The organism is Enterobacter sp. Res13-Sevr-PEC09-46, assembly GCF_015672585.1.
GTDB lineage: Bacteria > Pseudomonadota > Gammaproteobacteria > Enterobacterales > Enterobacteriaceae > Enterobacter > Enterobacter hormaechei_C.
The window spans coordinates 49,772-70,728 of the sequence record NZ_JADABR010000020.1; the positions used below are offsets into that span (position 1 = coordinate 49,772).

Here is a 20,957-nt window from a genome sequence, read left to right on the forward strand (position 1 = left end):
GATGGTGAATATCCATACGGTCGCCGTCATTGGCAGCGGCACCATGGGCGCCGGTATTGCCGAAGTGGCAGCCAGCCACGGTCATCCGGTTCTGGTGTACGACATTGATGCAGCGGCGATTTCCCGCGCCATCGACGGCATTCGTCAGCGGCTCTCCTCTCGCGTTGCGCGCGGAAAACTCTCTGCCGACGCCGGGGAACTGATCCTCGCCCGCCTGACGCCGGTGACGACTATCAGTGCTCTGGCGAAAGCCGATCTGGTGATCGAGGCGGCCTCCGAGCGGCTTGAGGTAAAAAAAGCGCTGTTTACCCAGCTGGCAGAGATCTGCCCGCCGCAGACGCTGCTTGCCAGCAATACCTCGTCCATTTCCGTTACCGCGATTGCGGCGGAGATAAACCACCCTGAACGCGTCGCCGGGCTGCACTTCTTCAATCCTGCCCCGGTGATGAAGCTGGTGGAAGTGGTCAGCGGGCTTGCGACCTCTCCCGAAGTGGCCGATGCACTGTGCGAGCTGGCGCTGAGCTGGGGAAAGCAGCCGGTACGCTGCCAGTCCACGCCGGGATTTATCGTCAACCGCGTGGCGCGCCCGTTCTACTCGGAAGCCTGGCGCGCGCTGGAAGAGCAGGTGGCAACGCCCGAGGTGATCGACGCCGCCCTGCGAGACGGCGGAGGCTTCCCGATGGGGCCGCTTGAGCTGACGGACATGATTGGTCAGGACGTCAACTTTGCCGTGACCTGCTCCGTGTTTAACGCCTTCTGGCAGGAGCGTCGTTTTCTGCCGTCGCTGGTGCAGCAGGAGCTGGTGCTGGCGGGGCGTCTGGGTAAGAAAAGCGGGCAGGGCGTTTACCGCTGGCTGGAGGAGAAACCCGCCGTCAGCTGGCTCGCCCCGGTCAGCGACAGCTTCAGCCCGATGCGCGTACAGCGAAGAAGTGACGGTGTCACGGAAATTGACGATCTGTTGCTGATCGAAACGCAGGGTGAAACCGCGCAATCGCTGGCGCTGCGCCACGGCTGCCCGGTGGTGGTGGTCGACCGCATCGAGCGGGATGTAGCTGTGATAGCCGCCGCGCCTGGCAACCCGCACGCCGCCACGCAGAAAGCCATTTACTGGTTGCAGCATCAGGAGAAACGGGTGGTACAGATTGCTGATTACCCCGGCCTGCTGGTCTGGCGCACGGTAGCGATGATTGCCAACGAAGCGCTGGACGCCCTGCAAAAAGGGGTCGCCAGCGAGCAAGACATCGATACCGCCATGCGCTTAGGGGTCAACTATCCCTGCGGGCCCATCGCCTGGGGCGAGCGCCTTGGCTGGCAGCGTCTGTTAACGCTGCTGGAGAATCTGCAACGTCACTACGGCGAGGAACGCTATCGCCCCTGTTCACTGCTGCGCCAGCGTGCGCTTCTGGAGAGTAGCTATGAGTCATAACGCCTGGCATAACGCCCGCGCGATGTATGAACGGGACGCCTGCGCGCAGGCGATGGGGATGGACATTATCGACATGGGCGAGGGCTACGCGGTGGTGACCATGACCATCACCCCGCAGATGCTCAACGGGCATAAAACCTGCCACGGCGGACAGCTGTTCTCGCTGGCCGATACGGCCTTTGCCTACGCCTGCAACAGTCAGGGGCTGGCGGCGGTGGCCTCAGGCTGCGCCATCGATTTTCTGCGTCCGGGCTTTGCCGGAGATAAGCTCACCGCCACCGCGCGGGTGAAGCATCAGGGCAAACTTACCGGCGTCTACGACATTGAAATTCAGAACCAACACCAGAAAACCGTCGCTCTTTTTCGCGGGAAATCGCACCGCACTGGCGGCAGTGTGACAGGAGAAGCCTGATGCGTGACGCATTTATTTGTGAGGGGGTGCGTACCCCGGTTGGTCGCTACGGCGGAGGATTATCCAGCGTGCGCGCCGATGACTTAGGTGCCGTGCCGCTGCGTGCGCTGCTGTCGCGTTACCCGCAGCTCGATCTGGAGCGCATAGATGACGTGATCTTCGGCTGCGCGAATCAGGCCGGGGAGGATAACCGCAACGTGGCGCGCATGTCGGCGCTGCTGGCCGGGCTGCCGCAGACGGTATCCGGCACCACCATTAACCGCCTGTGCGGCTCCGGTCTGGATGCCATTGGCTTTGCGGCGCGCGCCATCAGGGCCGGGGATGGCGATCTGCTGATCGCCGGTGGCGTCGAATCCATGTCCCGTGCGCCGTTCGTGATGGGCAAAGCCACGGCGGCGTTTCAGCGTCAGGCGGAGATCTTCGACACCACCATCGGCTGGCGATTTGTGAATCCGCTCATGCATCAGCAATACGGAACTGACAGCATGCCGGAAACGGCAGAGAATGTAGCGGAATTGTTAAATATAAGCCGTGCCGATCAGGACGCATTTGCCCTGCGCAGCCAGCAGCGCACCGCGCGGGCGCAGCAGAATGGCGTTCTGGCGCAGGAGATTATCCCGGTACAGGTGGCGGGGAAAAAAGGTGCGGTAACGGAAGTGAGCGTGGACGAGCATCCGCGCGCCGAAACCACCCTGGAACAGCTTGCCGCGCTGAAAGCCCCGTTCCGTAAGAACGGTGTGGTGACGGCGGGGAACGCCTCTGGCGTCAACGACGGGGCGGCGGCGCTGATTATCGCCAGCGAGCCGATGGCGCTTGCCCAGGGGTTAACCCCGCGCACCCGCATTGTGGCCATGGCGACAGCGGGCGTCGAGCCGCGCCTGATGGGATTAGGCCCGGTGCCCGCCACCCGCAAGGTGCTGGAGCGTGCCGGACTCAGTATCACCGATATGGACGTCATTGAGCTTAATGAAGCCTTCGCCGCACAGGCGCTGGGTGTGCTGCGTCAGCTGGGCTTGCCGGATGACGCGGAGCATGTCAACCCGAACGGCGGGGCGATCGCGCTAGGTCATCCGCTGGGAATGAGCGGTGCCAGACTGGCGCTGGCCGCAAGCAATGAATTGCACCGACGCGGCGGGCGCTACGCGCTGTGTACGATGTGCATCGGTGTGGGTCAGGGCATTGCCATGATCCTTGAGCGTGTTTGAGCGAACAATAATGTGAGTACCCTGCGATGATAAATACAACAAAGCTTGATACGATCGAAACCGCGTCCATTGATGAATTGCAGGCGTTGCAGACCGCGCGCCTGAAGTGGACGCTGCACCACGCCTACAACAACGTTCCGATGTACAAACGCAAGTTTGATGCCGCGGGCGTTCACCCTGACGATTTCACCGAGCTGGCGGACCTGCAAAAATTCCCGTGCACCACCAAGCAGGATCTGCGCGACAACTACCCGTTTGATACCTTTGCGGTGCCAATGGAACAGGTGGTACGCATCCATGCCTCGTCGGGCACCACCGGAAAGCCGACCGTGGTGGGGTATACCCAGAATGATATCGACAACTGGGCCAATATCGTCGCCCGTTCCCTGCGCGCCGCCGGGGGCAGCGCGAAGGATAAAATTCACGTCGCCTACGGTTACGGGCTCTTCACCGGCGGGCTGGGGGCGCACTACGGTGCCGAGCGTCTGGGAGCGACGGTGATCCCGATGTCCGGCGGCCAGACGGAGAAGCAGGCGCAGCTGATCCGCGATTTCCAGCCGGATATGATCATGGTGACGCCGTCTTACTGCCTGAACCTGATTGAAGAGCTGGAGCGTCAGATGGGCGGTGATGCCAGCGCCTGTTCCCTGCGCGTCGGCGTGTTTGGCGCCGAGCCGTGGACGCAGGCGATGCGCCGCGAAATTGAAAAACGGCTGGGCATTACCGCGCTGGATATCTATGGTCTCTCCGAAGTGATGGGGCCGGGCGTAGCGATGGAGTGTCTTGAAACCGCTGACGGCCCGACCATCTGGGAAGATCACTTCTACCCGGAGATCGTCAACCCGAATGACGGCACGCCGCTGGCCGACGGCGAGCAGGGTGAGCTGCTGTTCACCACGCTGACCAAAGAGGCGCTGCCGGTGATCCGCTACCGCACCCGCGACCTGACGCGCCTGCTGCCGGGCACCGCACGCACCATGCGCCGGATGGATCGCATCAGCGGGCGCAGCGACGACATGCTCATCATTCGCGGGGTTAACGTCTTCCCGTCACAGCTGGAAGAGGAGATCGTTAAGTTCGAACACCTTTCGCCGCACTATCAGCTGGAGGTGAACCGCCGCGGGCATCTTGATTCACTTTCGGTGAAGGTCGAGCTGAAACAGAGCAGCTTAACGCTGACCCATGAACAGCGCTGTCAGGTCTGCCATCAGCTGCGTCATCGGATTAAATCGATGGTGGGGATCTCGACCGACGTGATGATCGTGAACTGCGGCAGTATACCGCGCTCCGAGGGTAAAGCCTGCCGGGTGTTTGATTTGCGTAAAGTGGCAGCCAACGGTTGAATTTCCCTCACCCCAGCCCTCTCCCAAAGGGAGAGGGTGTATTAAGTTCCCTCTCCCTTTGGGAGAGGGTTAGGGTGAGGGTACACCCCAGATTCGTATGCTATGATTCATCCAGGAAAAAAATAACAACAGAATGAATCACATGAATAAACTTGATGCCTTTATCCAGCACGCAGTCAGCTCTGTTCCCGTCAGCGGAACGTCGCTTATCTCCTCGCTGTATGGCGATGCGCTTTCCCATCGCGGCGGAGAGATCTGGCTCGGCAGCCTGGCGGCTCTGCTGGAAGGGATGGGTTTCGGGGAGCGCTTTGTGCGCACCGCGCTGTTTCGCCTCAACAAAGAGGGCTGGCTGGACGTGTCCCGCATTGGCCGTCGCAGCTTTTACCGTCTCAGCGACAAGGGGCTGCGTTTGACCCGCCGCGCGGAAAATAAAATCTACCGTGCGGAACTGCCGGCGTGGGATGGTAAATGGCTGCTGCTTCTTTCCGAGGGGCTGGATAAAACCACGCTCGCGGACGTGAAAAAACAGCTCATCTGGCAAGGGTTCGGCACGCTTGCGCCGAGCCTGATGGCCTCGCCGTCGCAGAACCTGGCGGACGTGCAGTCTCTGCTGCATGACGCGGGCGTGGCGGAAAACGTCATTTTCTTTGAAGCCCATTCGCCGCTGGCCTTGTCACGCGCGGCGCTACGATCCCGTGTGGAAGAGTGCTGGCAGCTGACCGAACAAAACGCGATGTACGAAACGTTTATCAACTCGTTCCGTCCGCTGCTGCCACTGCTGAAAGAGGCGCCGCCTGAGGATTTGACCCCGGAACGCTGCTTCCAGATCCAGCTGTTACTCATTCATTTTTATCGTCGCGTGGTGCTGAAAGATCCGCTGTTGCCGGAGGAGTTACTTCCTGCGCACTGGGCGGGACAGAGCGCGCGACAGCTGTGTATTAACATCTACCAGCGCGTGGCGGCGGGAGCCCTGGCGTTTGTCAGTGAGAAGGGGGAAACCTCCGTGGGCGAGCTGCCCGCTCCCGGCACGCTTTATCACCAGCGCTTTGGTGGTCTGAATATCACATAAGGAGAGGGTATGCCTGTTTATCAAATTGATGGTCTGACGCCGGTCGTGCCTGAAGAGAGCTATGTTCACCCGACCGCGGTGCTGATTGGCGACGTGATCCTCGGAAAAGGTGTTTACGTGGGCCCTAACGCCAGCCTGCGCGGTGATTTTGGCCGGATCGTGGTGAAAGACGGCGCGAACATCCAGGATAACTGCGTGATGCACGGTTTTCCGGAGCAGGACACGGTGGTGGAAGAGGACGGGCATATCGGCCATAGCGCGATCCTGCACGGCTGCATTATCCGCCGTAATGCGCTGGTGGGGATGAATGCGGTCGTGATGGACGGGGCGACGATCGGCGAAAACAGCATCGTCGGGGCGGCGGCGTTTGTGAAGGCCAAAGCGGAGATGCCTGCGAATCACTTAATTCTTGGCAGTCCGGCGAAAGCGATTCGTGAGTTAAGCGCGCAGGAAATAGAGTGGAAAAAGCAGGGCACGCGGGAGTATCAGGTACTGGTGGATCGCTGTAAGCAGACGCTGCATCAGGTGGAGCCGCTGCGGGAAGAAGAGCCCGGACGCAAACGGCTGGTCTTCGATGAGAATTTACGGCCCAAGTCGGCTGGCCGGGATAAATAAGGCCGTTCGTTCCCGCATGTTGCTCAAGGCGTGAAGATGAGCTTAATACGCTTCCGGCAGGGGCCGGTCAATCGACACCAGCTTTCCGCGCTTCATGGTGATATAGCCCCCGGCTTTGAGATCTGCCAGCACGCGAAAGACATGCGTGCGTGACAGGTTAGTGCGCTTAATGATAAACAGCGCCAGGCCCTCATTCTCTCCCGTGTGGGTCTCCTGCCGATAGAGATAGCGGTACAGCATCGGTTTGATGGTCTGGTAGCTGGTGACCTGCCTGCGTTCATTGTGCAGGTCGATGGTGAAAATGGACATGTAGGTCAGTATGGTGGCCAGCGCCTGCATGCGCTCAGATCCGCCCTCGAAAAATAGCTGGTCGAAGTCGGCCCAGGCTATTCTCACCAGCTTCACCTTCGCACTGCTGCGATATTCATACTTCGCCAGTGGACAATACCTTTCCATTAACCCTATCGGCATATACTCGATAGTATTGCCAATATTTAGGCCATCATCAGGCATTAATATTGTCAGCGACCCTTCAGTGCAAAAATAGATATAGCCAGGCTCGATGGTGAATTTTTTATTTGCGGCAACGGTTAAGGCCTCGCCTTTACAAAGCATGTGCGGAAAGAATTGCCCAATATTGAGTTGCTGATAATAGGTATGGATATCCTGAAAATTCACGCTAAGCCTCTCCCCGCAACGTCTGCCGTGGTAGCGAGTATAGCAGCAATAGCCCCCGGATTACGAACCGATAAATAACCAGTCCCATATGGGACTATGATGAGAAAGTATTCTGATTAGAATGGTCGTCAATGAGTTCGCATTAAAATTATCCGCCAACAGTAAATATCCAGGCGGCGCAATTAATCTACGAGGCCATTCAATGAAATTAACCCTAATTGCTAAACATCTGGCGCTTGCCGGTGTGTTGACGTCGCTGTCGCTTTCCGCGTTTGCGGAAGTGCAGCCGCAGGATGCCACTGCCACAACCCGGCAGGCAAATAACGCCCTGTATAACAAATTACCGTTTGCCGATAAAACCGACTTTGAGAACGCCCATAAAGGTTTTATCGCCCCGCTGCCACAAAACATGATTAAAGGCGAGCAGGGGAACGTTATCTGGAACCCGGCGAAATATGATTTCGTGAAAGAGGGTGAAAAAGCCCCGGATACGGTAAACCCGAGCCTGTGGCGTCAGTCACAGCTGATCAACATTGGCGGGCTGTTTAAGGTCACCGACGGCGTGTATCAGATCCGCAATCTCGATCTCTCCAACATGACCATCATTGAAGGCGAGAAGGGCATCACCGTTATCGACCCGCTGTTAAGCGCTGAACCGGCGAAAGAAGCGCTGGATCTCTACTATGCAAACCGCGGCAAGAAACCGGTCGTCGCTGTGGTGATCACCCACAGTCACGTCGACCACTACGGCGGCCTGCGCGGTGTGGTTGACGAAGCCGACGTGAAGTCCGGCAAAGTGAAGATCTACGCCCCGGAAGGCTTTATGAAAGAAGCGGTTTCCGAAAACATTATGGCCGGGAATGCGATGAGCCGCCGTGCGAGCTATATGTACGGCAACCTGCTGAAGCCGGATGCAAAAGGCCAGGTGGGGGCGGGTCTTGGCACCACCACCTCTGCGGGTACGGTGACCCTGATCCCGCCGACCAACTACATTACCCATACCGGCCAGCAGGAAGTGATTGACGGGCTGACCTACGACTTTATGATGGCGCCGGGCTCAGAAGCCCCGTCCGAAATGCTGTGGTATGTCAAAGAGAAGAAAATGATCGAAGCCGCAGAGGACGTGACCCATACCCTGCACAACACCTACTCCCTGCGCGGCGCGAAAATCCGCGATCCGCTGGCCTGGTCTAAGTACATCAACGCCGCCATTGAGCGCTGGGGCGCGGACGCGGAAGTGATTATTGCGCAGCACCACTGGCCGACCTGGGGCAACGAGAATATCGTCAAGCTGATGAAAGGCCAGCGCGATATGTATCGCTACATCAACGACCAGACCCTGCGTATGGCAAACAAGGGGCTGACCCGCGACGAGATCGCCGCTGAATTTACACTGCCGGAATCGCTGGAAAAACAGTGGGCTAGCCGCGGCTATTACGGTTCCGTCAGCCACGACGTCAAAGCCACCTACGTGTTTTATCTCGGCTGGTTCGACGGCAACCCGGCTACCCTCGACGAACTGCCGCCTGAACAGGCTGCGAAGAAGTTTGTGGAATACATGGGAGGGGCCGATGCCATCATGCAGAAAGCCAAAGCTGACTATCAGCAGGGCAACTACCGCTGGGTGGCGCAGGTGACCAGCAAAATTGTCTTCGCCGATCCGCAGAACGCTGCGGCACGTAATCTGGAAGCCGACGCGCTGGAGCAGTTAGGTTACCAGGCGGAAGCGGGCACCTGGCGTAACTTCTACCTGACCGGCGCGCAGGAACTGCGTAATGGCGTGAAGAAGCTGCCGACGCCGAACACCGCCAGCCCGGATACCGTGCGGGCGATGACCCCGGAAATGTTCTTCGACTACCTGGGCGTGCACATCAACGGGGTGCGGGCCGGTAACGCGAAAGCGGTCTTTAACATCGATCTCGGTAAGGATGGCGGCAAATACAAGCTGGAGCTGGAAAACGGCGTGCTGAACCATACCGCCAACGCGCAGGCGAAGGATGCCGACGCAACCATCACCCTGGACCGCACCACGCTGAACGACATCATCCTTAAGAAAGAGACGCTGAAGCAGGCGATGGATAAGGGTGACGTGAAGGTGAGCGGAGACGGAGCGAAGCTGGAAGAGATGCTGAGCTACATGGACACATTTGACTTCTGGTTCAATATTGTCACGCCATAAGTTTAGCGTTCATCCTGGTTAATCCTGGCGCCTTATTACGATAAGGCGCCATTTTTTTTATTCACGCATCGCCAGCGCGCTGGCGCTTGCCGGATCGAACAGCGAAATACTCTCGATCTGATCCAGCATGATCACTTTGCGAAAATCCATGGCGCTTTTGGGCTCCGAATCGAGCGTAATGTCATGCTCGGCATACCATTTGCTGTAGTTATGTTCGATACAGAGCTGCATGTTCTTCCCGTCACGGTAGCCGCTCAGCATCGGAATAAGCACGATATTGGCCGTTTTTTCATACTCCAGCGTGGCGGTATGGATCATGCCGATATAGATCCGCCGCGATTTCAGCGTGACGTGCGCCAGTTCACCTTCCTCCATGCACTGATAGAGCAGCTGTTCAATCCCGCTCGACTGCGCCAGCCGCTTGTACAATTTTTTCCGGCCATCGCCGTCCAGCCGCGCGCTTCCGGCCCAGTTCGAGCGGTAGAGACAAAACAGGATCGCGAAGGTCAGCATCACCACCACCGGGGCCTGAATCCCCAGGAAGCTCCAGTTCATAAAATCAATTTGCCAGTCGGCATATTTTGCTGACGTGAAATGGAACGTGTTATCGGCGGCGGAGAGGGCGAACAACAGCAGCCACAGCAGGCCGGTGGCGATCACTCCCTGAAGAACAAAAATACAGCCATACAGCGCAACAAGAAAATAGACGTCCCAGCCAAAGGATCGCTTGATTTTAAACCGTGTTGAGAGGTCGCGGCTGGTGTACCAGTACCCGCATACCATTAATACCATGAATATTGCCGTTCCCATTTCAGGCCCTCTTCAGCGCGTTGACATGGCGCAGAAAGTCCTGCCGCACCTCGTGGCTTTTGTAGTTAACCGAGGCGTTTCCATCCTGATCGATGATGATGCGGTCGCCATCCTCTACGGCTTCGATAATTTCCTGGTGACTCATGACCTGCAACAAGGATTCCGGGCTGGAAAAGAGCGTCATCAGTAAATGTTTCATCGCGTGACATCCTTATGAATTAAAAGGATAAGTCTGGAAGATAAATGGCACCTTTGCCTTAAGGTTATCCCTAAAAAAACGGCAGCCTGGCGGCGAAATTCATATTTTTCACAAAATGGTTGTGCGTGGTGACATTCCATGTAACTGAAAAATAATAAGAATAAAAAATATATCTGCGTAAACTTGGACAAATAAAGTTAATTGTGTAAGTTTAAATTAGCGATTCCGCTACGTTGTTTACACCCAGGATGTGACCCATGAGCACGTTGCCGTCCGTCATCAGTCGGTTCGTTGATTACTACGCCACGCTGGATACCCAGCCACCTTCGGCGCTGGCGGGGATTTATCGCGCCGATGCCACGCTTATCGATCCCTTTGGCGAACACAGCGGGGTGTTCGCGATTCAGCGCTATTTCACCCATCTGCTGGCTAACGTCCAGCACTGTCGCTTTACCGTCGATGCACCGTTGCAGCAGGGCGATCGCTTTGTGGTCACCTGGATGATGCACTGGTCGCACCCGCGTATCGCCGGGGGGGCAATGCGCCAGCTGCCGGGCTGCTCCGTGGTAGACATGCGCGACGATCGCATTGTTCGCCAGCGGGATTACTACGATGCCGGAGAGATGATTTACGAACATCTCCCGATACTCGGCTGGGCCGTGCGCGGCGTGAAGCGAAGAGTGAAATCATGAAAACGGTTCTGATCACCGGCGCAAGCTCGGGCATCGGGGCGGGGCTGGCGAAATCTTTTGCCGACGATGGTTACCGGGTGATTGCCTGCGGGCGCGATGCGCAACGTCTGGCAGCCGTGCATCAGCACAGCCCCAACATTACGGTGCGCCTGTTCGATATGACAGACAGGGACGCCTGTCGCCAGGCGCTGGCGGACTGTACTGCCGACACGGTGATTCTCTGCGCCGGAACCTGCGAGTATCTCGACCGCGGCGAGGTGGATGCCGAGCTGGTGGCGCGGGTCATGACCACCAATTTCATCGGGCCGGTAAACTGCCTTGCGGCGTTGCAGCCGCAGCTGGTATCCGGCAACCGCGTGGTGCTGGTCAGTTCGATGGCGCACTGGCTTCACTTCCCGCGAGCCGAAGCGTATGGCGCCTCCAAGGCGGCGTTAACCTGGTTCGCCGATACGCTGCGCCTCGACTGGGAACCGAAAGGGATTGCCGTCACGGTCGTTTCACCCGGTTTTGTCGACACGCCGCTGACCCGCAAAAACGATTTCCCGATGCCGGGCCGGGTCAGCGTGGGGGACGCCGTCCACGCCATTCGTCGCGGTCTGGCAAAAGGGAAGGATCACATCGCGTTTCCCGCCGGGTTCAGCCTGGCGCTGCGCGTGCTTTCCGGCCTGCCCGATGTACTTCAGCGCGCACTGCTGCGCAGGATGGTGCGACCATGAAAATCGCAATTATCGGCAGCGGTATCGCCGGGTTAACCTGTGCCTGGCGGCTCGCCGGACATCATCAGGTCACGCTGTTTGAGGCGCAGGCCACGCCGGGCGGCCATACCGCAACGGTGGATGTCGATACGCCGCAGGGCAGCTTTGCCATCGATACCGGTTTTATCGTCTACAACGACCGCACCTATCCACGCTTCATGGGGCTGCTCAGCGAACTGGGCATCTGCGGGCAAAAAACGCAGATGAGCTTTTCGGTGCACAACCCGCAGAGCGGGCTGGAGTACAACGGGCACACGCTGACGTCGCTGTTCGCCCAGCGACGTAATCTGCTCAACCCGGCTTTCTGGACGCTGCTGAAGGAGATCGTGCGCTTTAACCGGCTGGCGAAACAGACGCTCCGGGGCGAAGTCGATGGTTCCGCCACGCTGGAAACGTTCCTGCGCCAGCACCGTTTTACGCCCTTTTTTGCGCGCCACTACATCCTGCCCATGGGGGCGGCTATCTGGTCGTCGTCGCTACAGGAGATGAAACGCTTTCCGCTGCCGCTCTTTTTACGCTTTTTTGAAAACCACGGTCTGCTGGACATTACCCATCGTCCGCAGTGGTACGTGGTGCCAGGCGGCTCCAGGGAGTATATCCGCGCGATGCTGGATACGCTCGGCGATCGCCTGACGCTGCACCTTAACGCGCCGGTGCAGCAGGTTATTCGCCACGATCGTGGGGTTGATATTGCGCGTGAGGGCGTAACAGACACTTTTGATCAGGTGATCTTCGCCTGCCACTCCGCTCAGGCGCTGGCGATGCTCGCCAGCCCAACGCAGGCTGAACGCGAGGTGCTGGGGGATATCGGCTGGCAGCGTAACGAGGTGGTGCTTCACCGCGATCCGCGCTGGCTGCCGGTGCGCGAACGCGCGTGGGCGAGCTGGAACTACCGCCTCAGCGAGCAGGATCGGTCCAGCGCCTGCGTCACCTACAACATGAATATCTTGCAGGGACTGCCGCCGGGCAGCCCGCTGTTTTGCGTCACCCTCAACCCGGAAACGCCGGTGGAGGAACGGTTTGTGCTGCGCCGCTTTGTCTATGAGCATCCGCTTTTTAACCCGCAAAGCTGGCAAGCTCAGGCCCGGCGAGGCGAAATAAACGGTCGCCAGCGGAGCTGGTTCTGCGGCGCGTACTGGTACAACGGCTTCCACGAAGATGGCGTGCGCAGTGCGCTGGACGTGGTCAACGCTATCGCGACCGGGGAGGGCAACTGAGATGAACAGCTGCCTTTACCACGGTACATTGCGCCATCGTCGGCTTGCGCCGAAAGCGCACCACTTTACCTACAGCGTGTTTATGGCCTGGCTCGATCTGGATGAGCTGGACGCGCTGCCCTCTGTCGGCGTGCGTCGTAACCGCGTTGCGCCCGCGGCATTTTATGATGCGGATTACCCGCTGGGCACGCCGCTCAAAGCGCGTGTCCTTGAGCGTCTGGAAAATCTGACCGGCGAACGTCCGGCGGGGCGGGTCATGCTTCTGACTCAGCTGCGCTATTTCGGTTTTCATTTCAACCCGGTCAATTTTTACTACTGCTATGACGGGGAAGACACCCTGCGCTGGGTTCTCGCCGAAGTCCGTAACACGCCGTGGAATGAACGACATTACTACGCGGTAGCGGGGCGGGACGCCCCGCCGACGGAGAAAGCGTTTCACGTCTCGCCCTTTAATCCGATGGATATGATCTACCACTGGCGCTTCAACAGCCCGGACAGCACGCTGCGCATGCATATCGAAAACCATCAGGAGACGAAGGTGTTTGATGCCACCCTGACGCTGCGCCGGGTCCCGCTGACGCGCACGGCGCTGCGTTCGCTGCTGGCGCGGATCCCGTTGATGACCCTCAAAACCGTTTTCGCCATTTACTGGCAGGCGCTCAGGCTGTGGCTGAAGCGCGTGCCGCTGCATAACCATCCCCTCAGCAGGAGTGAACGCTCATGACCAATCCCGTCTTTGCGCTTGAACCCGATATCCCGCGCAACGTCCGCGTCGCGCGATGGTTGCTCTTCCGCCTGCTGAATGGCCTGCGCGGTGGCTCGCTGACGCTGCGTGAAGGCGCGCAGACGTTCCAGTTCGGCGACGCCTCCGCCGCGCTTCACGCTGAGGTGCAGGTACTTGCTCCGGGCGTCTACTGGCGCATTTTAACCGGGGGCAGCCTCGCCGCGGCACAGGCGTGGATGGATGGCGACTGGGAGACGCCCCACCTGACGCCGCTGCTGGAGCTGATTGCGCGCAATAGCCAAATCCTCGGAAAGCTGGAAAAAGGGTTTCGCCTGCTCGGGAAACCGGTGGAGCGGCTGCGGCACTGGATGCGGCGCAACTCCCGCGCGCAGGCGCGGGAGTTGCGCCGCCCATTACGATCTGGGCAACGCCTTTTACGCCCATTTCCTTGATGAACATCTCCTGTACTCCAGCGCGCTGTTTAGCGGGGACGAGCAGGATCTGACCGCGGCTCAGCAGGCGAAAATGGCGAGGCTGTGCGACCAGCTGGCGCTCACGGCAAACGATCATCTGCTGGAGATTGGCACCGGCTGGGGGGCGATGGCGGAATATGCCGCCCGTCATTACGGCTGCCGGGTGACCACCACCACGCTGTCGCAGGAGCAGTACCACTGGGCCACCGCGCGCATCGCCCGGGCAGGGTTGCAGGATCGCGTTGAGGTGCTGCTCTGCGACTACCGCGATCTAACCGGTGTCTACGACAAGCTGGTGTCGGTTGAGATGATTGAGGCCGTCGGTCAACGCTACCTGCCAACATTTTTCCGCACCTGCCAGGCGCGTCTGCGTCCAGGCGGGCGGATGGCGATTCAGGCCATCACCATTCAGGATCAACGCTATCGCGACTACAGCAAAAGCGTCGATTTTATTCAGCGCTACATCTTCCCCGGCGGCTTTTTGCCCAGCATCACCGCCATGAATGAACTCATGACCCGCCATACCGATTTTGTGGTGCGTAACCTCTTCGATATGGGGCCGGACTACGCCCGCACGCTGGCGCACTGGCGTCAGCGGTTCGTTCACGCCTGGCAGGAGATTGAAAAGCTCGGGTTTGATGACCGTTTCCGCCGGATGTGGCTGTACTACCTCGGCTACTGTGAAGCCGGGTTTAATGCCCGCACCATCAGCGTGGTGCAGCTGACTGCGGAACGCGTATGAAGCGCTACGGGCAGGTATTTCTGTTGGCCATCGGGTTTGACCTCTACTGGACGCGCTCTGGGCGCTGACGGGGCTGATTGCGTTCACGGGCGCGTCCCTGATGCCGCTATGGATGGTGGCGCTGTGGCTAATGTTTGCCACCGTCTGGACGCAACTGACCCGCACGACCACCTTGCCGGGCTGGTTGCTGACGGTACTGGCGACCCTGGGCGGGCCGGTGGCCTACCTGATCGGCGAGCGTCTGGGGGCCGTTTACCGTTTATACCTCTCAGCTTCTGACGCACGACGGCAGCTATACAGGGTTAGACGGCGATAATGCGCTGATTATCACCTATGCCCGGGACATCGATGGTGACGACCTGGTTGAGGCGACCCGCGACCAGTGGCAGGCGCAGGGCATTTTGCAGCAGGAGCCGCAGAGTGAAGCCTGGCTGAGCGAGTATCCTGAACTGCGTCAGCAGTTAATCGGAGGACCACAATGAAACGTTTCCTGTTAATGGCGCTTGCCCTGACGATGCTGGTGGCCGGATGTAGCACCGAGGTGACAGAGTATCGTCAGCAGCAGCCACGGCTTGATATTTTTACTTACTTCCAGGGGAAAACCGAGGCGTGGGGGATGGTGCAGGATCGCAGCGGTAAGCAGATCCGTCGTTTTCACGTCGAGATCGCCGGGGATGTTATCGGCGATACGCTGACCCTGAATGAACATTTTGTCTACGATGACGGCGAGAAGCAGCAGCGCGTCTGGCATATCCGCCGCGTTGGGCAGAATCGCTATGAAGGCACGGCGGGTGACATAGAAGGTGTCGCGACAGGCCAGGCGGCGGGCAATGCCCTTAACTGGCGCTACAGCATGAACGTGAAGGCGGACGGCAAAACCTGGCTGCTGCACTTTGATGACTGGATGTATTTGCAGGACAGCACCCGTCTGTTTAATAAAACCGAGATGAAGAAATTTGGCGTCACCGTCGCCACGGTGACGCTGTTCTTTACCCGCAAAGAGGGCGGTTAATCCTCTTCGGGCTGAGGTTTACTGCTTGAGTAGATGAAGAAGAGCGCAATACTCAGGCAGACGACGGCCCCGAAACGGCTCACTGAAAACGGAATGGCTTCATTGTTCAGCCAGCCAAAGTTATCAATCAGCATGCTCATGGCCAGCTGGCCCAGGATAACCGCTACCGTGGCAACGGCGGTCCCGATGCACTGCACTGCGAGCACCATAATCACGATATAGGGCACGCCGCAGAGGGCCCCCAGAAGCTGCCATTTGGGTACATCCATCAGGCTGACCGCCTGTTTCGGCTCAAAAAAGAAGATCAGCAGGGCGGTCACCAGCGCGCCGACGGAAAACGTCAGAAACGCGCTTTTAAATACCCCCACGCTGCTGCCTAATTGCCCGTTAATGGCAGCCTGAATGCTCAGCGTTGCGCCGCCAATCACCGCCAGAATAATCATAATTACTGTCATAACGTTACCCCTGCGCCACGAGAATGAGCGCGGCGATGATAAATCCCAGCGCAATAATGCGTTTTGTATCGATCCTGCGGTGCGGCGTACCCAGCAGGCCATAGTGGTCAATAATCAGGCTTTTAAAAACCTGGCCTGCCAGAATGCCGATCATCGTCATGGCAATGCCGATCGCAGGCGTGGCAATGGTGAGAATGATGACGTAAACCGGGCCGAGCACGCCGCCCAACAGGTGCCATGAAGGCTGCGCAAAAAATGAGGGACTGTTGCGCGGGCTGAAAAACAGCATCAGCAGAAACGTCAGCCCCGTTCCCACGCTGAATATGCTGAACGCCGCCCACAGGTCGCCCACCTCTGCGCCCAGCGGCCCCAGCAGCCCGGCTTCCACGGACAGCCCCATGCCGCCGGCAATCACCAGTAAAATTAAAATAATGTGCATAACGCTTTTTCTCCTTTTTCCAGGCGGAGAAGATTACGTCTGAACATCATTGAGAAAAATGCCATAATACAGGAAACACCTTTGCAGGAAATGCATTAATGATGGATGCCGGACATATCAGCATTCGCGCGCTGCTGATCTTCATCGACGTTTATGAAACGCAGAATTTTTCCGTGGTGGCGAGGCGGGAAGGGATTTCTCCGTCGCAGGTCTCACGCGTGATCCACCAGCTTGAGGACGCCCTCGGGCAACAGCTTTTCTACCGCAACACGCGGGCGATTATGCCCACAGAGAGCGGGCATCTTTTTGTGCGCTATGCCCGGGCGATGGCCGGGAATATGGAGGACGCGCGACGCGAGCTGGATGAACGCGCCCGCGAGCCGTCGGGCACGCTGCGTATCAATGGCCCGGTCTTTTTCGGACAAAGGCACATCGCGCCGGGCCTGCCGGGGCTTCTGGCGCGTTACCCTCGTCTCTCCATTGAACTGACCCTCACCGACGATTTTATCGATCCGCACCGTGACGCCGCGGACGTTATTTTTCGCATCGGCGCGCTGACGGACTCCTCGTTTCACGCCCGGGTGTTCGGGCAGCAGTTCTATCATCTGGCGGCCTCGCCGGACTATCTGCGAAAACATGGCGCGCCCGAGGGGCCGGACGATCTCAGCCGTCACCACTGTCTGGTTTACCGCGGCTCGTCCGGGCCTAACCGCTGGCTGATCCGGCAGCCGGGCGAGGCGTGGGTTCACTATCCCATCGTACCGCTGATGACCTCCAATAACGCGGAAACGCTACTGATTGCGGCGCTGGGCGGCATGGGCGTTGTGCTTTTCCCGGACTGGATGGTGAGCGAACGGCTCAAAAGCGGTGAGCTGGTGGCGCTGCTGCCGGAAATGGAGTGTTCAATTAATACGGAGCCACTGACGATTGCGGCGATTTACCCGAACGCGCGTCATCCGCCCCTGAACGTCAGGGCGGTGATTGATTACTATATTGAGCGATTCGGTACGCCGCTGTACTGGCAAACCTGAAGGTTAGCGGGCAAGCTCGCGACGGATAATGTCAGCCCCGGCGCTTAACGCCTTCAGCTTACCGTTGGCGACCTGGCGGGAAAGGGGAGCCATACCGCAGTTGGTGGACGGATAAAGCTTGTCTGCATCAACAAACTGCAACGCCTTGCGCAGCGTATCGGCCACCTCTTCAGGCGTTTCGATGGTCTGGGTGGCGACGTCAATTGCCCCGACCATCACTTTTTTACCGCGGATAAGCTCCAGCAGATCCATCGGCACGCGCGAGTTGTGGCACTCCAGCGAGATGATATCGATCGTCGAGGTCTGCAACTTTGGAAATGCCTCTTCATACTGGCGCCACTCGGAGCCCAATGTCTTTTTCCAGTCCGTATTGGCTTTGATGCCGTACCCGTAACAGATATGTACCGCGGTTTCGCATTTCAGCCCTTCAATGGCGCGCTCCAGCGCGGCGATACCCCAGTCATTCACCTCATCGAAAAAGACGTTAAAGGCAGGTTCGTCGAACTGAATAATGTCAACGCCAGCCGCTTCCAGCTCCCGAGCCTCCTGATTGAGAATTTTAGCGAACTCCCAGGCCAGCTTTTCACGGCTTTTATAGTGGGCATCGTATAGCGTGTCGATCATGGTCATCGGGCCGGGCAGCGCCCACTTGATCGGCTTGTCCGTCAGCTGGCGCAGGTATTTCGCGTCGTCAACAAACACCGGTTTCTGGCGCGCCACCGCGTCTACCACGGTCGGCACGCTCGCATCGTAGCGGTTACGGATGCGCACCGTCTGACGGTTCTCAAAATCCACGCCGCTGAGATGTTCAATAAAGGTGGTGACGAAATGCTGGCGGGTTTGTTCCCCGTCGCTGACGATATCAATCCCGGCGCGGATCTGTTCATCCAGAGACAACCGCAGCGCATCCTGTTTCCCTGCCAGTAATTCCTCGTCCTGGAGTTTCCACGGCGACCAGAGCGTTTCCGGCTGCGCAAGCCAGGTGGGTTTCGGCAGGCTGCCAGCCGTTGATGTCGGGAGCAATGTTTTCATAAAAGAACCTTTTATCCGTATAAAATTAAAGCGTGAAGTGTTGAGACCACTGCTCAAGAAGGGTTTTATAGGGTTTGATAAACCGCTCTTCGGTATATTTACCCTGTTCAATGGCCAGACGGCTGCGCTCTTCACGGTCATAGACGATTTTGGTTAATGAGTGATCCTGCTGATTCAGGTCGGGCTGATAGCACTGTCCCGCAGCGGAATTGGCGTTATAAATTTCCGGGCGATAGATCTTCTGGAACGTCTCCATGGTGCTGATGGTGCCGATCAGTTCCAGATTGGTGTAATCACGCAGTAAATCGCCGGTGAAGAAGAAGGCAAAAGGCGCGACGCTGTTTTCCGGCATGAAATAGCGAACCTTCAGGCCCATCTTCGCGAAGTACTGTTCCGTTAGCGACTCGCCGTCCGGCTGGTACTCATAGCCCAGCACCGGGTGGTGGTTACCGGTACGACGATAGGTGTCTTTGCTGGAGACGCTCAGGCAGATCACCGGCGCTTTTTTAAAGTTCGCCTGATATTCCGCAGAATGAACGAAGCTTTTAAAAATATTGCCGTGCAGCTCGCCAAAATTCTCGGGGAGGGAGAAACGGGCCCGGTCTTTATTATGCTCCAGCAGCAGGACGCTGAAATCATAGTCACGAACATACGATGAGAAGTTATTTCCGACGATGCCTTCGATGCGCTCGTGGGTTTTTTTATCCACGATCGTCGTTTGCAGAATTTCGATGGCCGGGAAAGTAAAATCGCCGCCGATATTCATATCGACTGAAATAATCTCCAGCTCGACGGCATAGCGGTCAGCTTTCGGGTTATCCCAGCTCGCCAGCGCGTTAAAGCGGTTGTTGATCATCACAAGCGTATTGCGCAGGTTCTCCTGACGCTTCTCGCCACGCGCCAGGTTGGCGAAGTTGGTGGTGGTACGCGTGTTTTCTGACGGGTTATAATTTTCATCAAAGCAACTGCGCTTAAGGGTAAATGTGAAAGCCTGACTCATTTGGTTATGCATCCTAAGTTCATGTTGCCGGAACGTTATCAATGCATAATTTATGCCTGAGCCACTGGCGCAGGGGAAGTGACTTAATTTCACTGCAACATGAGGGTTCTTCATGAACTGCGCGATTCAGGTATAATCCCCCGACATTTCCAACCGGTTTAAACGAACATGACAAAACTCACCCTACAAGAGCAGATGCTGAAAGCGGGCTTAGTCAGCAGTAAAAAGATGGCGAAGGTCCAGCGCACGGCGAAAAAATCCCGCGTCCAGGCTCGCGAGGCGAGAGAGGCTGTTGAAGAGAACAAGAAAGCCCAGCTGGAGCGTGATAAGCAGCTGAGCGAACAGCAAAAACAGGCGGTGCTGGCAAAAGAGTTCAGGGCGCAGGTGAAGCAGCTGATTGAGATGAACCGCATCACCGTGGCGAAGGGCAACATTACCTTTAACTTTACCGACGGCAACCTTATCAAAAAAATCGAGGTCGATAAGCAGACGCAAACCCAGCTGATCAACGGCCGTCTGGCGATTGCCCGACTGGTGATTAACGCGAATGGCGACTGTGATTACGCGATTATCCCGGCGGTAGTGGCGGATAAAATTGCCCAGCGCGATGCGGACAGCATTGTGCTAAACAGCGCCCTGAGTCAGGAAGAGCAGGACGAAGACGATCCGTACGCAGACTTCAAAATCCCTGACGATTTAATGTGGTAATCCCCGCTCAGAACGGCGCGGCGTGACGGGCGTTCATCGTCTCGCCGCTCAGCGGATGAATAAAATTCAGAGCGCTTGCATGCAGCATCAGCCGGGGCGTTTCTTCCGCCCCCGGCCATTCCAGACCACCATACAGATCGCACCCCAGAATAGGGTGGCCTAACTGCTGGCAGTGAATGCGCAGCTGGTGGGTGCGCCCGGTCTCCGGGGTAAGCTCAACCCGCGTCAGCGGCATTGTCGTATCCTGGTAAATACGTTCCACCACCCGATAGCGGGAGCGAGCGGGCTTACCGGTGCGGGCACAGATCGTCATCATCGGAAACAGCGCCGGATCTTTGGCAATTGGCGCATCCACGGTCCCTTCGTCCTGTTCCACATGTCCGCACAGCAGGGCGGTGTAAACCTTATTCACGGCGCGCTGGCTGAACTGGTGGCAAAGCGCGGCGTTGATCGCTTTGTTACGCGCAATGACCATCAGACCCGAAGTGCCAAAATCAAGGCGATGCACCAGCGTGCAGCCGGGAAAGGTTTGAACCAGACGGTGGTGGACGGAATCGAGGTTTTGCGGATTTTTCCCCGACAGGCTGAGCAGACCGGAAGGTTTATTGATCAGCAGCAGATGCTCGTCCTGCCAGAGGATCTCAATGTTGTCGTGACAGGGTGGTGCAATAAACGTATCTATAATGACAGACATCAGGCCGCCGGGCTGGAGAGTGGGTGCGGATGATAACGAAATACGGG

At 57.9% G+C, this 20,957-nt stretch carries 22 protein-coding genes and 3 pseudogenes; 17 read left to right on the plus strand and 8 right to left on the minus strand.

Annotated features, from left to right (window positions below; translation table 11 throughout):
* The first annotated feature begins 1 nt into the window (after nt 1).
* From paaH to paaY, 6 genes are all read left to right on the plus strand, one after another.
* Nucleotides 2-1,426, plus strand: coding sequence for a 3-hydroxyacyl-CoA dehydrogenase PaaH (gene paaH, locus IMQ56_RS13950; protein ID WP_063136288.1), 1,425 nt, complete (start codon nt 2-4; stop codon nt 1,424-1,426).
* Nucleotides 1,416-1,838 carry a hydroxyphenylacetyl-CoA thioesterase PaaI gene (paaI, locus tag IMQ56_RS13955; protein WP_017693477.1) on the plus strand — a complete coding sequence of 141 codons (423 nt, stop codon included), beginning with the start codon at nt 1,416-1,418 and terminating at the stop codon, nt 1,836-1,838. Before paaH ends, paaI begins: the two co-directional genes overlap by 11 nt.
* A complete protein-coding gene (pcaF, locus tag IMQ56_RS13960) occupies nt 1,838-3,043 on the plus strand; it encodes a 3-oxoadipyl-CoA thiolase (protein ID WP_017384512.1) in 1,206 nt (401 codons plus the stop codon). The genes paaI and pcaF overlap by 1 nt, the downstream gene beginning before the upstream one ends.
* A gap of 26 nt (nt 3,044-3,069) precedes the next feature.
* Nucleotides 3,070-4,386, plus strand: coding sequence for a phenylacetate--CoA ligase PaaK (paaK, locus tag IMQ56_RS13965; protein ID WP_196064008.1), 1,317 nt, complete (start codon nt 3,070-3,072; stop codon nt 4,384-4,386).
* A gap of 133 nt (nt 4,387-4,519) precedes the next feature.
* Nucleotides 4,520-5,455 (plus strand): phenylacetic acid degradation operon negative regulatory protein PaaX, encoded by a 936-nt coding sequence (paaX, locus tag IMQ56_RS13970; RefSeq protein WP_032103751.1) that lies wholly within the window; start codon nt 4,520-4,522, stop codon nt 5,453-5,455.
* A 9-nt stretch (nt 5,456-5,464) separates the two neighbouring features.
* Complete coding sequence (gene paaY / locus IMQ56_RS13975; protein ID WP_006810541.1) at nt 5,465-6,070, plus strand: phenylacetic acid degradation protein PaaY; 606 nt, start codon at nt 5,465-5,467, stop codon at nt 6,068-6,070.
* A 42-nt stretch (nt 6,071-6,112) separates the two neighbouring features.
* Here paaY and IMQ56_RS13980 read toward each other — a convergent pair whose 3' ends face one another.
* Nucleotides 6,113-6,748, minus strand: a complete 636-nt coding sequence (locus IMQ56_RS13980) for a helix-turn-helix domain-containing protein (protein WP_196064007.1) — start codon at nt 6,746-6,748, stop codon at nt 6,113-6,115.
* Between the two features lie 202 nt (nt 6,749-6,950).
* On the opposite strand from IMQ56_RS13980, the gene IMQ56_RS13985 reads away from it, so the two are divergent.
* On the plus strand, nt 6,951-8,927 hold the full coding sequence (locus tag IMQ56_RS13985; protein ID WP_017693471.1) for an alkyl sulfatase dimerization domain-containing protein: 1,977 nt from the start codon (nt 6,951-6,953) through the stop codon (nt 8,925-8,927).
* A 57-nt stretch (nt 8,928-8,984) separates the two neighbouring features.
* Here IMQ56_RS13985 and IMQ56_RS13990 read toward each other — a convergent pair whose 3' ends face one another.
* Nucleotides 8,985-9,737, minus strand: a complete 753-nt coding sequence (locus IMQ56_RS13990; RefSeq protein WP_017384508.1) for a hypothetical protein — start codon at nt 9,735-9,737, stop codon at nt 8,985-8,987.
* Nucleotide 9,738: 1 nt separating this feature from the next.
* Nucleotides 9,739-9,936, minus strand: coding sequence for a hypothetical protein (locus IMQ56_RS13995; protein WP_003857318.1), 198 nt, complete (start codon nt 9,934-9,936; stop codon nt 9,739-9,741).
* Between the two features lie 257 nt (nt 9,937-10,193).
* Between IMQ56_RS13995 and IMQ56_RS14000 the strand changes: the two genes are divergently transcribed.
* The 8 genes and pseudogenes from IMQ56_RS14000 to IMQ56_RS14030 all read left to right on the plus strand — a co-directional run bounded on the left by IMQ56_RS14000 (nt 10,194) and on the right by IMQ56_RS14030 (nt 15,551).
* The gene (locus IMQ56_RS14000; protein WP_017384507.1) at nt 10,194-10,628 is read left to right on the plus strand and encodes a nuclear transport factor 2 family protein; all 435 of its coding nucleotides are present in this window, start codon (nt 10,194-10,196) and stop codon (nt 10,626-10,628) included.
* On the plus strand, nt 10,625-11,344 hold the full coding sequence (locus IMQ56_RS14005; RefSeq protein WP_196064006.1) for an SDR family NAD(P)-dependent oxidoreductase: 720 nt from the start codon (nt 10,625-10,627) through the stop codon (nt 11,342-11,344). The genes IMQ56_RS14000 and IMQ56_RS14005 overlap by 4 nt, the downstream gene beginning before the upstream one ends.
* Nucleotides 11,341-12,600 carry an FAD-dependent oxidoreductase gene (locus IMQ56_RS14010; protein WP_196064005.1) on the plus strand — a complete coding sequence of 420 codons (1,260 nt, stop codon included), beginning with the start codon at nt 11,341-11,343 and terminating at the stop codon, nt 12,598-12,600. Before IMQ56_RS14005 ends, IMQ56_RS14010 begins: the two co-directional genes overlap by 4 nt.
* A gap of 1 nt (nt 12,601) precedes the next feature.
* The gene (locus tag IMQ56_RS14015) at nt 12,602-13,324 is read left to right on the plus strand and encodes a DUF1365 domain-containing protein (RefSeq protein ID WP_023296566.1); all 723 of its coding nucleotides are present in this window, start codon (nt 12,602-12,604) and stop codon (nt 13,322-13,324) included.
* Nucleotides 13,321-14,539, plus strand: a pseudogene (locus IMQ56_RS14020) (cyclopropane-fatty-acyl-phospholipid synthase family protein). Before IMQ56_RS14015 ends, IMQ56_RS14020 begins: the two are co-directional and overlap by 4 nt.
* A pseudogene (locus IMQ56_RS14025) lies at nt 14,536-14,855 on the plus strand (DUF2878 family protein). The pseudogenes IMQ56_RS14020 and IMQ56_RS14025 overlap by 4 nt, the downstream one beginning before the upstream one ends.
* A pseudogene (locus tag IMQ56_RS23145) lies at nt 14,782-14,973 on the plus strand (hypothetical protein); the annotation flags it as partial. The pseudogenes IMQ56_RS14025 and IMQ56_RS23145, both read left to right, overlap by 74 nt.
* Before the next feature lie 44 nt (nt 14,974-15,017).
* On the plus strand, nt 15,018-15,551 hold the full coding sequence (locus tag IMQ56_RS14030; protein WP_032653483.1) for a DUF3833 domain-containing protein: 534 nt from the start codon (nt 15,018-15,020) through the stop codon (nt 15,549-15,551).
* On the opposite strand, the gene IMQ56_RS14035 is transcribed toward IMQ56_RS14030, so the two are convergent.
* Both IMQ56_RS14035 and IMQ56_RS14040 read right to left on the minus strand, forming a co-directional pair.
* Nucleotides 15,548-16,006 (minus strand): DMT family transporter, encoded by a 459-nt coding sequence (locus IMQ56_RS14035; RefSeq protein ID WP_058700923.1) that lies wholly within the window; start codon nt 16,004-16,006, stop codon nt 15,548-15,550. The genes IMQ56_RS14030 and IMQ56_RS14035 overlap by 4 nt on opposite strands.
* 4 nt (nt 16,007-16,010) lie before the next feature.
* Nucleotides 16,011-16,445 (minus strand): DMT family transporter, encoded by a 435-nt coding sequence (locus IMQ56_RS14040; protein ID WP_003857304.1) that lies wholly within the window; start codon nt 16,443-16,445, stop codon nt 16,011-16,013.
* Nucleotides 16,446-16,543: 98 nt separating this feature from the next.
* On the opposite strand from IMQ56_RS14040, the gene IMQ56_RS14045 reads away from it, so the two are divergent.
* Complete coding sequence (locus tag IMQ56_RS14045; protein ID WP_196064004.1) at nt 16,544-17,476, plus strand: LysR family transcriptional regulator; 933 nt, start codon at nt 16,544-16,546, stop codon at nt 17,474-17,476.
* 3 nt (nt 17,477-17,479) lie between these two features.
* On the opposite strand, the gene IMQ56_RS14050 is transcribed toward IMQ56_RS14045, so the two are convergent.
* A complete protein-coding gene (locus IMQ56_RS14050; protein WP_045906719.1) occupies nt 17,480-18,508 on the minus strand; it encodes a methionine synthase in 1,029 nt (342 codons plus the stop codon).
* Between the two features lie 25 nt (nt 18,509-18,533).
* Nucleotides 18,534-19,508, minus strand: coding sequence for a DUF1852 domain-containing protein (locus tag IMQ56_RS14055; protein ID WP_023296571.1), 975 nt, complete (start codon nt 19,506-19,508; stop codon nt 18,534-18,536).
* A gap of 168 nt (nt 19,509-19,676) precedes the next feature.
* Between IMQ56_RS14055 and IMQ56_RS14060 the strand changes: the two genes are divergently transcribed.
* A complete protein-coding gene (locus tag IMQ56_RS14060) occupies nt 19,677-20,216 on the plus strand; it encodes a DUF2058 domain-containing protein (RefSeq protein ID WP_017384500.1) in 540 nt (179 codons plus the stop codon).
* Nucleotides 20,217-20,223: 7 nt separating this feature from the next.
* Here IMQ56_RS14060 and IMQ56_RS14065 read toward each other — a convergent pair whose 3' ends face one another.
* Nucleotides 20,224-20,910, minus strand: coding sequence for an RluA family pseudouridine synthase (locus IMQ56_RS14065; RefSeq protein ID WP_196064003.1), 687 nt, complete (start codon nt 20,908-20,910; stop codon nt 20,224-20,226).
* Nucleotides 20,911-20,957 lie beyond the last annotated feature (47 nt).

Excerpts from the sequence above, each read along its gene's own strand:
- paaY (WP_006810541.1), top strand. The coding sequence starts at position 5,465 with ATGCCTGTTTATCAAATTGATGGTCTGACGCCGGTCGTGCCTGAAGAG.
- IMQ56_RS14030 (WP_032653483.1), top strand. The coding sequence starts at position 15,018 with ATGAAACGTTTCCTGTTAATGGCGCTTGCCCTGACGATGCTGGTGGCC.
- paaI (WP_017693477.1), top strand. The coding sequence starts at position 1,416 with ATGAGTCATAACGCCTGGCATAACGCCCGCGCGATGTATGAACGGGAC.
- IMQ56_RS14065 (WP_196064003.1), bottom strand. The coding sequence starts at position 20,910 with ATGTCTGTCATTATAGATACGTTTATTGCACCACCCTGTCACGACAAC.
- paaK (WP_196064008.1), top strand. The coding sequence starts at position 3,070 with ATGATAAATACAACAAAGCTTGATACGATCGAAACCGCGTCCATTGAT.
- IMQ56_RS14060 (WP_017384500.1), top strand. The coding sequence starts at position 19,677 with ATGACAAAACTCACCCTACAAGAGCAGATGCTGAAAGCGGGCTTAGTC.
- IMQ56_RS14015 (WP_023296566.1), top strand. The coding sequence starts at position 12,602 with ATGAACAGCTGCCTTTACCACGGTACATTGCGCCATCGTCGGCTTGCG.
- IMQ56_RS14010 (WP_196064005.1), top strand. The coding sequence starts at position 11,341 with ATGAAAATCGCAATTATCGGCAGCGGTATCGCCGGGTTAACCTGTGCC.
- IMQ56_RS14000 (WP_017384507.1), top strand. The coding sequence starts at position 10,194 with ATGAGCACGTTGCCGTCCGTCATCAGTCGGTTCGTTGATTACTACGCC.
- IMQ56_RS14035 (WP_058700923.1), bottom strand. The coding sequence starts at position 16,006 with ATGACAGTAATTATGATTATTCTGGCGGTGATTGGCGGCGCAACGCTG.
- paaH (WP_063136288.1), top strand. The coding sequence starts at position 2 with ATGGTGAATATCCATACGGTCGCCGTCATTGGCAGCGGCACCATGGGC.
- IMQ56_RS14045 (WP_196064004.1), top strand. The coding sequence starts at position 16,544 with ATGATGGATGCCGGACATATCAGCATTCGCGCGCTGCTGATCTTCATC.
- IMQ56_RS13995 (WP_003857318.1), bottom strand. The coding sequence starts at position 9,936 with ATGAAACATTTACTGATGACGCTCTTTTCCAGCCCGGAATCCTTGTTG.
- IMQ56_RS14005 (WP_196064006.1), top strand. The coding sequence starts at position 10,625 with ATGAAAACGGTTCTGATCACCGGCGCAAGCTCGGGCATCGGGGCGGGG.
- IMQ56_RS13990 (WP_017384508.1), bottom strand. The coding sequence starts at position 9,737 with ATGGGAACGGCAATATTCATGGTATTAATGGTATGCGGGTACTGGTAC.
- IMQ56_RS13985 (WP_017693471.1), top strand. The coding sequence starts at position 6,951 with ATGAAATTAACCCTAATTGCTAAACATCTGGCGCTTGCCGGTGTGTTG.
- IMQ56_RS14040 (WP_003857304.1), bottom strand. The coding sequence starts at position 16,445 with ATGCACATTATTTTAATTTTACTGGTGATTGCCGGCGGCATGGGGCTG.
- pcaF (WP_017384512.1), top strand. The coding sequence starts at position 1,838 with ATGCGTGACGCATTTATTTGTGAGGGGGTGCGTACCCCGGTTGGTCGC.
- IMQ56_RS14050 (WP_045906719.1), bottom strand. The coding sequence starts at position 18,508 with ATGAAAACATTGCTCCCGACATCAACGGCTGGCAGCCTGCCGAAACCC.
- paaX (WP_032103751.1), top strand. The coding sequence starts at position 4,520 with ATGAATCACATGAATAAACTTGATGCCTTTATCCAGCACGCAGTCAGC.
- IMQ56_RS14055 (WP_023296571.1), bottom strand. The coding sequence starts at position 19,508 with ATGAGTCAGGCTTTCACATTTACCCTTAAGCGCAGTTGCTTTGATGAA.